This window comes from Streptomyces sp. NPDC034086 (assembly GCF_055575515.1).
In genome coordinates, this window is the sequence record NZ_JBVISM010000007.1 from 245,693 (window position 1) to 259,196 (window position 13,504).

Consider the following 13,504-nt stretch of genomic DNA (forward strand, 5'->3'; position numbering starts at 1 on the left):
GGCCGAGACGAGGAGGAACCGGTGGCGACTGCGCCTGGCGAGACGAGTACCGCGCCAGTACGAGGGCGATCCACCCGGCAGCGGGCCGCCGTGGCGGCGGCGCTGGACGAGGTGGACGAGTTCCGCAGCGCCCAGGAGCTGCACGACATGCTCAAGCACCGCGGTGACTCCGTGGGCCTGACCACCGTGTACCGCACCCTCCAGTCCCTCGCGGACGCCGGCGAGGTCGACGTGCTGCGCACCAGCGACGGCGAGTCCGTGTACCGGCGCTGCTCCACCGGGGACCACCACCACCACCTGGTGTGCCGCACGTGCGGCAAGGCGGTCGAGGTGGAGGGCCCGGCGGTGGAGAAGTGGGCCGAGTCGATCGCGGCCGAGCACGGCTACGTGAACGTGGCCCACACCGTCGAGATCTTCGGCACCTGCGCGGACTGCGCGGCCGCCGGCTAGCCGATCCTGGTCAGATTCCGGTCGAAGAGCGATCGGATCCGGTCGAGGTCCTCGGGGGTCCGGGCCGCCCGCTTCGGCACCCAGCCCAGGTCCCCGTTGAGGAACACGAGGACGAACAGGCCCCGGGTCTCCGCCCAGCCCCGGTACGCGTCCCACCTGTAGGCCACCGCCGTCCCGTCGGGGCGGCGGTTCCGCGTACCGAGCCCCGTGACGACCAGCTCGTACTCGGGGTGCTCCGCCGCCCAGCGGTACATCCGCCGTGCCCGACGCCGCAGGTCCAGGCAGTGCCAGACGGCACCCAGGGCCAGTCCCACCCCGCCCGCGAGGGCCAGGCCGGCCAGGTCCGCGGCCCGGCCGCGCTGGAGCACGATCAGCCCGACCGGCACCGCGGGGAGCACCACCAGCCACAGCAGCAGCTCCTTGCGGCCCGCGGGGGTCCTCAGGGCGCGCCAGCGCAGCACCTCCCCCGCGTCGCGGCGGGCCGCGCCGTAGTGCAGCTCCACCGCCATGTCGGTCATGTCCATGACGGCGGAGCCTAGCGGAGGCCTCAGCTGCCGGAGCCCTCGGGCTGGTTCGGGACGGCGCCGCCGAAGCGGCGGTCGCGCTGGGCGTACTCCAGGCAGGCCGCCCAGAGGTTGCGGCGGTCGAAGTCCGGCCACAGCACGTCCTGGAAGACCATCTCGGCGTACGCGCTCTGCCACAGCAGGTAGTTGGAGGTGCGCTGCTCGCCGCTGGGACGCAGGAACAGGTCCACGTCCGGCATGTCCGGGTAGTAGATGTACTTGGCGAAGGTCTTCTCGTTCACCTTCGACGGGTCCAGCCGGCCGGCCGCCACGTCCCGGGCGATCGCCTGCGCCGCGTCCGCGATCTCCGCGCGGCCGCCGTAGTTGACGCAGAAGTACAGGGTCATGGCGTCGTTGTCGACGGTCTGCTCCTGCGCGATCTGGAGCTCCTGGACGACGGACTTCCACATCTTCGGCATGCGGCCGACCCAGCGGATCCGGATGCCCAGCTCGTTCATCTCGTCGCGGCGGCGGCGGATGACGTCGCGGTTGAAGTTCATCAGGAAGCGGACCTCGTCGGGCGAGCGCTTCCAGTTCTCCGTCGAGAAGGCGTAGAGGGAGAGGTTCTTGACGCCCATCTCCAGGCAGCCCTTGAGCACGTCCAGGACGACGCCCTCGCCGACCTTGTGCCCCTCGGTGCGCGGCAGGCCGCGCTCCTTGGCCCAGCGGCCGTTGCCGTCCATGACGACGGCGACGTGGTTCGGGACCAGCTCACCGGGGATCTTCGGCGGGCGCGCACCGGACGGGTGCGGCTCGGGAACCTTGTACTCGCGGCGAGAACGTCCCAGAATCCCGCGTCGTGCCATGTGCCCAGCTCCTATTTCTCGACGTATCGGAGGGAGCGTAGCCCGCGCTCCAGATGCCAGTGCAAATAGGCCGAGACCAGCCCGCTGCCCTCCCGCGCGTGGCGGGCCTCGCAGGCGTCCGCGTGCTTCCAGTCGCCCGTCAGCAGCGCGCTGAGCAGGGCGATGGCCTCCGACGAGGGTACGACGGACCCCGGCACCCGGCAGTCCCCGCATATGACCCCGCCCGCGGCGACGGAGAAGTGCCGGTTGGGGCCGTGGATCCCGCACTTCGCGCAGTCCTCGAAGCTGGGGGCGTAGCCGTTGACGGCGAGGGAGCGCAGCAGGAAGGCGTCGAGGATGAGGTGCGGTTCGTGCTCGCCGCGCGCGAGGGTGCGCAGGGCCCCGACCAGCAGGAGGTACTGCTGTACGGCGGGCTCGCCCTCGTTCTCGGTGAAGCGCTCGGCGGTCTCCAGCATGGCGGTGCCGGCGGTGTAGCGGGCGTAGTCGCTCGCGATGCCGTTGCCGTAGGGGGCGATGATCTCGGTCTGGGTGCACAGCGGCAGGCTGCGGCCGACGAGGTCGCTGCCGCGTGCGAAGAACTGCACGTCGGCGTGGGAGAAAGGTTCCAGCCGGGCGCCGAACTTGGACTTGGTGCGCCGCACCCCGCGGGCGACCGCCCGGACGCGGCCGTGGCCGCGGGTGAGGAGCGTGATGATGCGGTCCGCCTCACCCAGCTTCTGGGTGCGCAGCACGATGCCGTCGTCGCGGAACAGGCTCATGGCCCCATTGTCCCCTGCGCGCGGACGGCGCCGGCCCCCGTCCGGGCCGGAGCCCCGCCCGGCGGTGGCGGGGAGGGTCCGGACGGGGGTCGGCACCCCTTGGGAGGGTCAGGAGGCGGGCGCGTCCGCGTCGCCGGCCTTCTCGACGGCCTCGTCGGAGCCGGCCGCTGCGGCTCCGGCCCGGCCGGCGGCGACCTTGCCGGCCACGGGGGCCCCGGCGGCGTCCTTCTCGGGGGCGTCCTTGTCGGGGGCGTCCTTATCGGGGGCGTCCTCCGCCGCTTCGGCCTTCTCGGGGGCGGTCTCCGCCGCCCCGGCCTTCTCGGCGGCGTCCTTCTCCGCCGCTCCGGCCTTCTCCGCGTCGGCCGGAGCGCCCGCCGGCTGGGCGGGCAGCTCGACGTGGGCCGCGGTCTCGGCGAGGGCGGAGGCCGGCACGAGGGCGGCGGTCCGCGCGTCGTCCGCGGCCGGGCCGTTGAAGATCAGGTTGAGCACGATGGCGGCCGTGGCACCGAGGGTCACGCCGCTGTTGAGGAGCGAGGACAGGTCGGGGTCCATGTGCTTGGAGAACAGCACCGGGACGGTGGCCGGGAGCAGGGCGAAGGCGAGGGAGACGCCGACGACCAGCGCGTTCTTCTCCTCCCTGAGGTCCACCTTGGCCAGCGTCTGGATGCCGGCCAGGGCGACCATGGCGAACATGACGGTCGCGGCGCCGCCCAGCACCCCGTGCGGGACGGCGGCGACGATCGCGGCGGCCTTGGGCAGCAGACCCAGGATGATCATGAACACGCCCGCGGCGACGACCACGAAGCGGCTCTTGACCTTCGTCATGCGCACCAGGCCGACGTTCTCGGCGAAGGCGACGTACGGGAAGGAGTTCAGGACGCCGCCGAGGGCGGTGGCGGCGCCGTCGGCACGCAGGGCACGGGCCACGGTCTCGCTGTCGACTTCCTTGCCGACGATGTCGCCCACCGCGTAGGTGTCACCGGTCGTCTCGACCATGGTGATCAGCATGACGATCAGCATCAGGACGATCGGGAACCATTCGAACTTCGGGACGCCGAAGTGGAAGGGGGTGCTGACCCCGATCCAGCCCGCGTCGCCGACGTCGCCGAACCGGGCGTCCCCGAGGAGGAACGCGACGGCGGTGCCGGCGACCAGGCCGAGCAGGATGGCGATGCTGGACAGGAACGGCCTGCCGAGCTTCATCAGGACGAGGATGAAGAGCATCGTGCCGCCGGCGTAGGCGAAGTTCTTCGGATCCCCGAAGTCCGGGCTGCCGAGGCCGCCGGCCGCGTCGTTGAGGCCGACGGGGATCAGGACGATGCCGAGCACCGTGATGACCGTGCCGGTGACCACCGGCGGGAAGAGCCGCATGACCGCCCGGAACGCGTTGGCGGGCAGCCAGGCGAAGGCGAAGGTGGCGATACCGGCGGTGATGACCGCGCCGTAGATGACCAGCAGCGCGGCTGTGCCGCCGCCTGCGCCGAGGCCTATGGCGATCATCGGGGACACGGCCGTGAAGGTGACGCCCTGGATCAGGGGCAGTCGCGCGCCGATCCTGCCGATGCCGAAGGCCTGGATGATCGAGGCGATACCGCAGGTGAGGAGGTCCGCGTTGATCAGGTAGACGAGCTGTTCAGGGCTCAGCTTCAGTGCGCTGCCCACGATGATCGGGACGATCACCGCGCCGGCGTAGAACGCGAGTACGTGCTGGAAGCCGTACAGCGCGAGCTTGGGGAGGGGGAGCACCTCGTCGACCGGGTGCGTGCTCTGCTCTCCGTTGGCGGAAAGCCGGGCGGCGACACGTGCCATCTCTGCCTTGCCCTTCAATGAGGTAGGTAACGAGAGGAATCTGGTGGTCCCTGGGCGAAGTGGGTCGCTAACCCGTTGGTTCGCCAGGGCTGTCAGCTCGAACACGCGGATCGAAGCGCCCGGATGTTTCCGGCGGCGTCTCCTCGTGTGACCGGAATTGAACGCCTGTGGAAGCGCTCACAGATATCGGAGACTCCGACGAACCGAAGGCGTTTCAGGACGCCCGATCTGGCGGTTCCTCCAATGGCGCAGCACCGCCGCACTGCGTATGGGCAGGAGACCGCAGAGCACTCCGGCAGGGTGCGCGGCTGCGAAGTTCCGCACCTGGACACCCGGCCCACCGGGTGAGCAAAGATTCGGCCACGCAAATCCGAGGGCACCATCGCGGCCGTCCGAAATGCGGAATTCTTGTACGGAAAGGGCGGGTGCAGCCTCTCGCACGGAGCCCGCGGCGCTCCGGTTCACCCCGTGAGGCCGGATCGTTACCTCGCTCGCGGCCGTTTGTGGCGGTTCGGCCGTCCGGATCGTGGCCGAAAAAGGCATCCGGACCCGGCGGAGAACCCGCCGGGTCCGGATGACGGGGCAGCGCTTACGGCGCGCGGACCGCCGAGAGGAGGCCGGACACCTCGTCCGTGCCCATCCGCAGCGCCGCCCCCACGGTGGCCAGCACCTCGCGCTCGGCGGGGATGTAGGGACCGTCCGCCAGGGCGATCCGCGCCCCCTGGAGCAGGATCGACTCCCGGCCCGGCGCGGCCAGGTGCGGGGCGAGGGGCTCCAGCGCCTCGTGGAGCTCGATGGACAGCGCGGCCCCGCAGCACTCGGGTCCGTCGTACAGCCCCAGCCGGCCCTCGTCGGTGGCCAGCGCGTCCACGAGGGACTCCAGCTGCTCCGCGGTGCAGTCCTGGAACCCGGCGGCCCGTACGGACGCCACGGCGGCGTCCAGGGCGCTGCGCGAGGTGGTCCCGCCCGCCGCGAGCACGGCCAGCGCCACGGTGTGCGCGGCGTCGCGCAGCAGCGCCGAGAAGCGGGTGGTGGTCAGGTGGTCCAGCACGTCGGTGTCGAAGCGGCGCCGGCAGCCCTGGCACTCGATGACGGGCCCGGCCTCCCCGCGCGGCAGCAGCGGCACGCCGAGCACGGTGAAGCGCCTGCGCCCGGTGCGCCTGCGGAAATTGCGGTCACCGCCGCAGCCGGGGCAGAAGAACTCCCCGTCCCCCACGGTGCTCCAGGTGGTGCGGATGCCCCAGACGGTCAGCTTCCGGCCGTCCCCACCCCGAACTGGCAGCACGTCGCACCTCCGTATCTCCCCCGCGGCGCTCAGGACGCGGGCGGGACCCCTCCGGCAGCACCGCCGGGTTGGCGTGATGTTAGCCACATCGGTGAGGCCGCGTCAGTCGTGCGACAGGACAACATCGCGTGGGGACGGGAGTTGGCCGAAGTGCGCCCCCGGCCGGGGGCCGGGCGGCACACGGGATCCGCGTCAACGCGGTGGTTCCCGGAACCATCCGCACGGAGCGCGCACGGGTCCCCGGACGAAAGCCCGCGCGCCCCGGGAACGGCTCGCGAACGCCCCGGAGACGGCCCCGGAGACGGCCCCGGGGACGCCGGAGCCCCCGTCCCCCACGGCGGGGGACGGGGGCTCCGGCCGGGCTGCTAGCGGCCCGCGCGGTTGACGGCGGAGATGACCGCCTTCAGGGAGGCGCGGGTGGTGTTGGCGTCGATGCCGATGCCCCACAGGACCCGGCCGTCGATCGCGCACTCGATGTACGAGGCGGCCACGGCGGAGGCGCCCTCGCTCATGGTGTGCTCGGTGTAGTCCAGCAGACGGGCGTCGACGCCGATGCCGGCCAGCGCGTCGAAGAAGGCCGAGATCGGACCGTTGCCGGTGCCGGTCAGGACCGTCTCCACGCCGTCCACGACCGCTTCGACGGTCAGCGTGTCGGTGCCGTCCTTGTCGGTGGCGGTCGAGCCGGAGCGCAGCTGGATGCGGCCCCACGGGTTCTCGGGGTTGGGCAGGTACTCGTCCGAGAAGACGTCCCAGATCGCCTTCGGCGTGACCTCGCCGCCCTCGGCGTCGGTCTTGGCCTGGATGATCCGCGAGAACTCGATCTGCATGCGGCGCGGCAGGTCCAGCTTGTGGTCGTTCTTCAGGACGTACGCGATGCCGCCCTTGCCCGACTGCGAGTTGACCCGGATGACCGCCTCGTAGGAGCGGCCGACGTCCTTGGGGTCGATGGGCAGGTACGGGACGGCCCACTCGATGTCGTCGACGGTCTTGCCCTGGGCGGCCGCGTCGGCCTCCATGGCGTCGAAGCCCTTCTTGATGGCGTCCTGGTGGGAGCCGGAGAAGGCGGTGTAGACCAGGTCGCCCGCGTAGGGGTGGCGCGGGTGGACCTCCATCTGGTTGCAGTACTCGCTGGTGCGGCGGATCTCGTCGATCTGCGAGAAGTCGATCTGCGGGTCGATGCCCTGCGAGAACAGGTTCATGCCCAGGGTGATCAGGTCCACGTTGCCGGTGCGCTCGCCCTGCCCGAACAGGCAGCCCTCGATGCGGTCGGCTCCGGCCATCAGCGCCAGCTCGGCGGCGGCGACGGCGGTGCCGCGGTCGTTGTGCGGGTGGACGGAGATGCAGATGTGCTCGCGGCGGGTCAGGTTGCGGGCCATCCACTCGAAGCGGTCCGCGTGGGTGGAGGGGGTCGAACGCTCCACGGTGGCGGGCAGGTTCAGGATGATCTCGCGGCCCTCGGCCGGCTGCCAGACGTCGCAGACGGCCTCGCAGACCTCCAGGGCGAAGTCCAGCTCGGTGTCGGTGAAGATCTCCGGGCTGTACTGGTAGCCGAAGACGGTCTCGGGGCCCAGCAGCTTCTCGGCGTACTCCATGACCAGGCGGGTGCCGTCGACGGCGATCTGCTTGATCTGCTCCTTGGAGCCGCGGAAGACGACCCGGCGGAAGGTCGGGGCGGTCGCGTTGTACAGGTGCACGGTGGCGCGCTTGGCGCCGACCAGGGACTCGACGGTCCGCTCGATCAGGTCCTCGCGGGCCTGGGTCAGTACGGAGATGGTGACGTCGTCGGGGATCGCGCCCTCTTCGATGATGGAGCGCACGAAGGCGAAGTCGGTCTCGCCGGAGGAGGGGAAGCCGACCTCGATCTCCTTGTAGCCCATGCGCACCAGCAGGTCGAACATCTCGCGCTTGCGGGCGGGGGTCATCGGGTCGATCAGCGACTGGTTGCCGTCCCGCAGGTCGGTGGACAGCCAGCGGGGGGCCTTGGTGACGCGGGCGTCGGGCCAGGTGCGGTCCGGGATGTCCACCTGCTCGTACGCGCCGTACTTGTGGATCGGCATCCCGGAGGGCTTCTGGGTGTGGGTCGCGTTCGTGATGGGCGTGGGGCGACCGACAAAAGGCTGCTGGCTCATGGCGTTGGGCTCCTCGCGTGTCCGCGTGTAGTTCGCTGGGACGGCCGACGGCGGTAGTGAAAACCGCAACACCAAACTCCGCGGGGAGGGGGCCGGCCTACGACTACAGACCCTCGCCGCGGCAGCTAAGGAGAAGCAGCCCGAAACGCATGATGGGCCGAGCCTAACCGAGCCGCGCCGTGTCGCGAGGACCTGTTTCAGTATGCAAGACCCGGGTGCCCGATTTGCACCCTTTGTGAGCTACGACTCTTTCCGGGCGTCCAGGTCGGGACGATCCGTCAACGCGGCGCACCCCGTTTGAGACAACCGAATGAATCATGGTCGCCGCTAGTGACAGCGGCATCACCCACTGCCACATTGCCGTGCATGGATGCCTTCCTTTCCCCTGGTCACACCCCCCACCGCCCCGTCTTCTGCACCGTGGTGCCCCCGCACCTGCTCCGCAAGGCCGCCCAGTCCCCGGACGGGGCACGGGCCGCCGCCGCCCTGCGGACCCTCGAGCACGACAGCGGCCTGCGCGAGCGGCGGCAGGTCAACGCCCTCCGGGGCGTCGCCCCCTCCCTCGTCGACACCCCCGCCGAAGGGCCTTCGCGCACGGTCTACGACGCCCAGCACCGCACCCGGCTGCCCGGGAAGAAGGTCCGGGGGGAGGGGAGCGAGCCGGTCGGCGACTCCACCGTCAACCGTGCCTACGCGGGACTCGGGGCGACGTACGAGCTGTTCCTGAAGGCCTTCGGGCGCCACTCCATCGACGACTCCGGGCTGCCGCTGGACGCGACCGTCCACTACGGCGAGGACTACAACAACGCCTTCTGGGACGGCCGGCAGATGGTCTTCGGCGACGGGGACGGGGACCTGTTCCTCGACTTCACGGTCTCGGTGGACGTCATCGGGCACGAGCTGGCCCACGGCGTCACCCAGTACACGGCCAACCTCGACTACCACGGCCAGTCCGGGGCGCTCAACGAGTCCATGTCGGACGTCTTCGGCTCGCTGATCAAGCAGTACTCCCTCGGCCAGACCGCCGACCAGGCGGACTGGCTGATCGGGGCCGGGCTGCTGGGTCCGAACGTCACCGGGGTCGCGCTGCGCTCGATGAAGGCGCCCGGGACCGCGTACGACGACGACGAGCTCGGCAAGGACCCGCAGCCCGCGACCATGGACGACTACGTCAACACCTCGCGCGACAACGGGGGCGTCCACATCAATTCCGGGATCCCCAACCACGCCTTCTACATCGCGGCCACCGAACTGGGCGGCAAGGCCTGGGAGCGGGCCGGACGGATCTGGTACGACACGCTGACCGGCGGGCAGCTGGCCGAGAAGGCCTCCTTCAAGGACTTCGCCCGGCTCTCGGTGGCGGCGGCGGTCGCCCGGTACGGCGAGGGCGGCGCGGAGCACCAGGCGCTCCAGAAGGCCTGGTCGTCCGTGGGGCTGGCCTGAGGGAGGCTGGGCGCGGCGGCCCGCATCGGGTAGAAGGGGCACCATGCGGATCGAAGTGGTGCGGACGGGCGGTTTCGCGGGGATCGAGCGCCGGGCCGAGGTGGACACCTCGGGCCGGCCCGACGAGGAGGAGTGGCGGGCACTGGCCCTGCTGGCCCTGCGGCCGGACCCCCGCGCCGAGCCGGGGCCGGGCGGCGTGCGGGACGGGTTCTCGTACCGGATCACGGTGGACGGCCGGACGGTGTCCTGCCAGGACCCTCACCTGTCGGACGCCCAGCGGAACCTGGTCGCGCGGGTGCTGAAGGAAGGCGCGTAACCGGGGCAGGACTCCCGGCCGGGCATAAGCGGGTGCCCGGCCGGGGCGGTTTTGCTTGGATGGCGGCATGAGCGAAACGATCTTGCCCGCCCTGGAGCGGTACTACGACACCGTTCCCCGCCGGGGCGGTGCGCGCGCCGAGGACTTCGGGCCGCTGACCCTGTTCGTGCAGGAGGGGCAGGGCTGGCAGTACTACGCGCGGCCCGCGCCCGGCGGCGCCGACGCGACCGCCGGGGACGTACGCGCGGTGCTGGAGAGGCAGCGGGAGCTGAAGGTGCCGGAGTCGTTCGAGTGGGTGGCCGAAACCACCCCCTCGCTGCGGGCCGCGGTGGAGGAGGCCGGGCTGCACGTGCACGCCCACCCGCTGATGGCGCTGGACGAGGACGCCGAGCCGCTCCCGCCGCATCCCGAGGTACGGCTGCTCGCCGCGGGGGACCCGCTGCTGCGGGCCGCCGTGACCGTCCCCGCGCTGGCCTTCCGCGAGCCGGGCACGGCCCTGGGCGCGGCGGGACCGGCCCAGCTCGCGGCGGCGCTGGAGGACCCGGGCTCCGAGGAGCACCGGGCCAGGGTGTCCGCGATGCTCGCGGACGGGCGCACCGCGATGGCGGCGGCCGTACGGGACGGCCTGGTGCTGTGCTCGGGCCAGTACAACCCGGTCGGCGACGTCGCCGAGATCGTCGGCGTCGGCACCCTGCCCGCCGCCCGGCGGCAGGGGCTGGCCCTCGGGGTGACGGCCGCGCTAGTCGCCGCGGCCCGCGCCGGCGGCGCCCGTACGGTCTTCCTGTCGGCCGGGGACGAGGACGTGGCCCGGATCTACGCCCGCGCCGGGTTCCGCCGGGTGGGGACGGCCCTGATCGCGGAGCCGGCGGCGGCCTGAGGCCCGGCGGGTTTGCCGGTTCGGCAACGGAAGTTGCCCGGGGCCCGGCCCCGGCGCAGCATCGGCCCCACCGGCGGACCCGTACAGGAAGAGGCCCCATGTCCGAGCAGCAGCACCACCACCAGGACCACCCCGCGGGCGCGGAATGGTGGGACGCCCGCTACCGCGAGAGCGACCGCATCTGGAGCGGCAGGCCCAACGAGGTCCTGGTCCGCGAGACCTCCGGCCTCGCCCCCGGGCGCGCCCTCGACCTCGGCTGCGGCGAGGGCGCCGACGCGGTGTGGCTCGCCCGTCAGGGCTGGCGGGTCACCGGGACCGACATCTCGGGGGTCGCGCTGGAGCGGGCGGCCGAGCACGCCGCCGGGGCGGGGCTCGCCGACCGCGTCGACTGGCAGCGGCACGACCTGGCGGAGTCCTTCCCCGACGGGGAGTTCGACCTGGTCTCGGCGTGCTTCCTGCACTCGTACGGGGACTTCCCGCGCGAGCGGATCCTGCGCACCGCCGCGACCGCCGTGGCCCCCGGCGGGATCCTGCTGGTCGCGGGCCACGCGGGCGGGCCGTCCTGGGACCCGGACGCGCACGCGGACCTCCACTTCCCCACCCCGGACGAGGTCCTCGCCCAGCTGGAGCTGCCGGAGGGCGCCTGGGAGGTGCTGCTGGCGGCGGAGCACGAGCAGGCCATGACGGCCCCCGACGGCCGCCCCGGGAGCCGCAAGGACAACGCGCTGAAGGTGCGCAGGCTCCGCTAGGCGCCTGTCGCCGGAGTCCGGTGCGGGGTGGTCCTGGAAGCCCTGGAAGGTCCTAGAAGCCCAGCTTGCGGAGCTGCTTGGGGTCGCGCTGCCAGTCCTTGGCGACCTTCACGTGCAGGTCGAGGAAGACCGGCGTGCCGAGCAGCGCCTCGATGTGCTTGCGCGACTTCATGCCGACCTCCTTCAGGCGCGAGCCCTTCGGGCCGATGATGATGCCCTTCTGGCTGGGGCGCTCGATGTAGACGTTGGCGTGGATGTCCAGCAGCGGCCGGTCCGCGGGCCGGTTCTCGCGCGGGATCATCTCCTCGACCACGACGGCGATGGAGTGCGGCAGCTCGTCGCGCACGCCCTCCAGCGCGGCCTCGCGGATCAGCTCCGCGACCATCACCATCTCGGGCTCGTCGGTGAGGTCGCCCTCCGGGTACAGCGGGGGGCTCTCGGGCAGCAGCGGCGCGATGAGATCGGCCAGCAGCTGCACCTGCTTGTCGCCGACGGCCGAGACGGGCACGATCTCGGCCCACTCGATGCCCAGCTCGGCGCCCAGCTGGTGGATGGCGAGGAGCTGCTCGGCCAGCTGCTTGGACTCGACCAGGTCCGTCTTGGTGACGATGGCGATCTTGGGGGTCTTCTTGATCCCCGCGAGTTCCTTGGCGATGAACTTGTCGCCGGGCCCGAGCTTCTGGTCGGCGGGCAGGCAGAAGCCGATCACGTCGACCTCGGCCCAGGTGGTGCGCACCACGTCGTTGAGGCGCTCGCCGAGCAGCGTGCGCGGCTTGTGCAGGCCCGGCGTGTCGACGAGCACCAGCTGCGCGTCCGGGCGGTGCACGATGCCGCGGACGGTGTGGCGGGTGGTCTGCGGCCGGTTGGAGGTGATCGCGACCTTGGTGCCCACGAGCGCGTTGGTCAGGGTCGACTTGCCCGCGTTGGGACGGCCGACGAAGCAGGCGAAGCCCGCGCGGTGCGGGGCGTTGGGCTCGGGGGAACGATCGCTCATACGGGCCATTCTCCCCGATGCGGCCCCCCGCGCCGACCAGGCCGCTGCCGCGGGGGCGGCGGGGGGCTCGCGGGCGCCGGCCGCCGGGCCGCCCGAGGCCGCGTCCGTACGGCCTGGGGGCGGTCCGGCGGGCCGTCCCGGCCGCGGTCCGCATCCGGCTCCCGCGCGCGGCCGGCGCCCGTCAGGAGGGGGTGCCGCCGCTCCCTGCCCCGGCGGCGCCCGCCTGCCGGAACGTGCGCCGGTAGGCCGTCGGGCTGACGCCCAGCGCCGCCTGCACGTGCTTGCGCAGCGACTGCGCCGTCCCGAAGCCCGCCTCCCGCGCCACCGCCTCGACCGACAGCTCGGTCCGCTCCAGCAGCTGCCGGGCCCGTTCCACCCGCCGGCCGGTGATCCACTCCCCCGGGCTCATCCCGCACTCCTCGCGGAAGCGGCGCGTGAAGGTCCGTACCGACACGGCCTCCTGCCGGGCGAGGTCGCTCAGCCGCAGCGGCTCGTGCAGCCGGTCCAGCACCCAGGCCCGCGCCGCCGTGGTGCCGGCCTGCTGCGGCCCGGGCAGGGGACGCTGGACGAACTGCGCCTGCCCGCCCTCGCGGTGGGGCGGTACGACGGTCCGCCGGGCCGTGTCGTTGGCGATCGCCGCGCCGTGGTCGCGGCGCACGATGTGCACGCACAGGTCGATGCCGGCGGCGACGCCGGCGGAGGTCAGCACGTCCCCGTCGTCGGTGTAGAGCACGCCCGCGTCGACCCGTACGGCGGGGAACAGCCGCTGGAAGTGCTCCGCGTGGGCCCAGTGCGTGGTGGCCGGGCGGCCGTCCAGGTACCCGGCGGCGGCCAGGACGTAGCCGCCCGTGCAGATGGACACCATCCGGGTGCCGGGCCGGACGTGCGCGAGGGCCGCGGACAGCGCCGGGGTCAGCCGGCCCTCGTCGTACACCGGGCCCAGCTCGTGGGAGGCGGGCACCACCACCGTGTCGGCGGTGGCGAGCAGCTCCGGGCCGTGCTCGACGTACACGGCGAAGTCGGCGTCGGTGGCCACCGGGCCCGGGGCGAGCCCGCAGGTGAGGATCTCGTAGAGGGGCCGCCCGGCCGCGTCACGGCTCCGCCCGAAGATCCGGTGCGGGATGCCGAGCTCGAAGGGCAGCAGCCCGGCGAGCGCGAGCACGACGACACGGTGCGGCCCGGATCCTCCCCCGGCCGACGGACCCGCACCCCCCGGTACGTCGTGGTCCTGCGGCACCTCGGCGACTTCCCCGGCGTTCATGGCCCGATCGTATCGAAGGGTGACAGTCAGGCCACTGTCGTACGCCGCTCCCCCGGCCGGAAGC

13 protein-coding genes are annotated in these 13,504 nt (G+C 72.4%); 5 read left to right on the forward strand and 8 right to left on the reverse strand.

Annotated features, from left to right (window positions below):
• Nucleotides 1–21 precede the first annotated feature (21 nt).
• Nucleotides 22–450 carry a Fur family transcriptional regulator gene (locus ACZ514_RS19025; RefSeq protein ID WP_468172199.1) on the forward strand — a complete coding sequence of 143 codons (429 nt, stop codon included), beginning with the start codon at nt 22–24 and terminating at the stop codon, nt 448–450.
• Here ACZ514_RS19025 and ACZ514_RS19030 read toward each other — a convergent pair.
• From ACZ514_RS19030 to leuA, 6 genes are all read right to left on the reverse strand, one after another.
• Entirely contained in the window at nt 447–974 is a 528-nt protein-coding gene (locus ACZ514_RS19030; RefSeq protein WP_468172202.1) for a YcxB family protein, read from the reverse strand. The genes ACZ514_RS19025 and ACZ514_RS19030 overlap by 4 nt on opposite strands.
• Nucleotides 975–997: 23 nt before the next feature.
• A complete protein-coding gene (locus ACZ514_RS19035) occupies nt 998–1,819 on the reverse strand; it encodes an isoprenyl transferase (protein WP_030227016.1) in 822 nt (273 codons plus the stop codon).
• An 11-nt stretch (nt 1,820–1,830) separates the two neighbouring features.
• On the reverse strand, nt 1,831–2,577 hold the full coding sequence (recO, locus tag ACZ514_RS19040) for a DNA repair protein RecO (protein WP_468172205.1): 747 nt from the start codon (nt 2,575–2,577) through the stop codon (nt 1,831–1,833).
• A gap of 108 nt (nt 2,578–2,685) precedes the next feature.
• A complete protein-coding gene (locus ACZ514_RS19045) occupies nt 2,686–4,386 on the reverse strand; it encodes a nucleobase:cation symporter-2 family protein (RefSeq protein WP_469125204.1) in 1,701 nt (566 codons plus the stop codon).
• 589 nt (nt 4,387–4,975) lie between these two features.
• Nucleotides 4,976–5,671 carry a TerB family tellurite resistance protein gene (locus ACZ514_RS19050; protein WP_468172211.1) on the reverse strand — a complete coding sequence of 232 codons (696 nt, stop codon included), beginning with the start codon at nt 5,669–5,671 and terminating at the stop codon, nt 4,976–4,978.
• A 365-nt stretch (nt 5,672–6,036) separates the two neighbouring features.
• Nucleotides 6,037–7,800: a 2-isopropylmalate synthase gene (gene leuA, locus ACZ514_RS19055; RefSeq protein ID WP_468172214.1), complete on the reverse strand. Its 1,764-nt coding sequence runs from the start codon at nt 7,798–7,800 to the stop codon at nt 6,037–6,039.
• A 366-nt stretch (nt 7,801–8,166) separates the two neighbouring features.
• On the opposite strand from leuA, the gene ACZ514_RS19060 reads away from it, so the two are divergent.
• The 4 genes from ACZ514_RS19060 to ACZ514_RS19075 all read left to right on the forward strand — a co-directional run bounded on the left by ACZ514_RS19060 (nt 8,167) and on the right by ACZ514_RS19075 (nt 11,185).
• A complete protein-coding gene (locus ACZ514_RS19060) occupies nt 8,167–9,243 on the forward strand; it encodes a M4 family metallopeptidase (RefSeq protein ID WP_468172217.1) in 1,077 nt (358 codons plus the stop codon).
• Nucleotides 9,244–9,286: 43 nt separating this feature from the next.
• The gene (locus tag ACZ514_RS19065) at nt 9,287–9,559 is read left to right on the forward strand and encodes a protealysin inhibitor emfourin (RefSeq protein ID WP_468172220.1); all 273 of its coding nucleotides are present in this window, start codon (nt 9,287–9,289) and stop codon (nt 9,557–9,559) included.
• A gap of 67 nt (nt 9,560–9,626) precedes the next feature.
• Nucleotides 9,627–10,436 (forward strand): GNAT family N-acetyltransferase, encoded by an 810-nt coding sequence (locus tag ACZ514_RS19070; RefSeq protein ID WP_469125205.1) that lies wholly within the window; start codon nt 9,627–9,629, stop codon nt 10,434–10,436.
• A gap of 98 nt (nt 10,437–10,534) precedes the next feature.
• Nucleotides 10,535–11,185: a class I SAM-dependent methyltransferase gene (locus ACZ514_RS19075; protein WP_468700435.1), complete on the forward strand. Its 651-nt coding sequence runs from the start codon at nt 10,535–10,537 to the stop codon at nt 11,183–11,185.
• Between the two features lie 52 nt (nt 11,186–11,237).
• Here ACZ514_RS19075 and era read toward each other — a convergent pair whose 3' ends face one another.
• The gene (era, locus tag ACZ514_RS19080) at nt 11,238–12,188 is read right to left on the reverse strand and encodes a GTPase Era (RefSeq protein ID WP_388939010.1); all 951 of its coding nucleotides are present in this window, start codon (nt 12,186–12,188) and stop codon (nt 11,238–11,240) included.
• A 172-nt stretch (nt 12,189–12,360) separates the two neighbouring features.
• Nucleotides 12,361–13,440 carry a GlxA family transcriptional regulator gene (locus tag ACZ514_RS19085; RefSeq protein WP_469125206.1) on the reverse strand — a complete coding sequence of 360 codons (1,080 nt, stop codon included), beginning with the start codon at nt 13,438–13,440 and terminating at the stop codon, nt 12,361–12,363.
• Between the last annotated feature and the right edge of the window lie 64 nt (nt 13,441–13,504).

Coding starts and splice junctions, on each gene's coding strand:
- ACZ514_RS19030 (WP_468172202.1), bottom strand. CDS start 974: ATGGACATGACCGACATGGCGGTGGAGCTGCACTACGGCGCGGCCCGC.
- ACZ514_RS19035 (WP_030227016.1), bottom strand. CDS start 1,819: ATGGCACGACGCGGGATTCTGGGACGTTCTCGCCGCGAGTACAAGGTT.
- ACZ514_RS19060 (WP_468172217.1), top strand. CDS start 8,167: ATGGATGCCTTCCTTTCCCCTGGTCACACCCCCCACCGCCCCGTCTTC.
- recO (WP_468172205.1), bottom strand. CDS start 2,577: ATGAGCCTGTTCCGCGACGACGGCATCGTGCTGCGCACCCAGAAGCTG.
- ACZ514_RS19065 (WP_468172220.1), top strand. CDS start 9,287: ATGCGGATCGAAGTGGTGCGGACGGGCGGTTTCGCGGGGATCGAGCGC.
- era (WP_388939010.1), bottom strand. CDS start 12,188: ATGGCCCGTATGAGCGATCGTTCCCCCGAGCCCAACGCCCCGCACCGC.
- leuA (WP_468172214.1), bottom strand. CDS start 7,800: ATGAGCCAGCAGCCTTTTGTCGGTCGCCCCACGCCCATCACGAACGCG.
- ACZ514_RS19045 (WP_469125204.1), bottom strand. CDS start 4,386: ATGGCACGTGTCGCCGCCCGGCTTTCCGCCAACGGAGAGCAGAGCACG.
- ACZ514_RS19070 (WP_469125205.1), top strand. CDS start 9,627: ATGAGCGAAACGATCTTGCCCGCCCTGGAGCGGTACTACGACACCGTT.
- ACZ514_RS19085 (WP_469125206.1), bottom strand. CDS start 13,440: ATGAACGCCGGGGAAGTCGCCGAGGTGCCGCAGGACCACGACGTACCG.
- ACZ514_RS19075 (WP_468700435.1), top strand. CDS start 10,535: ATGTCCGAGCAGCAGCACCACCACCAGGACCACCCCGCGGGCGCGGAA.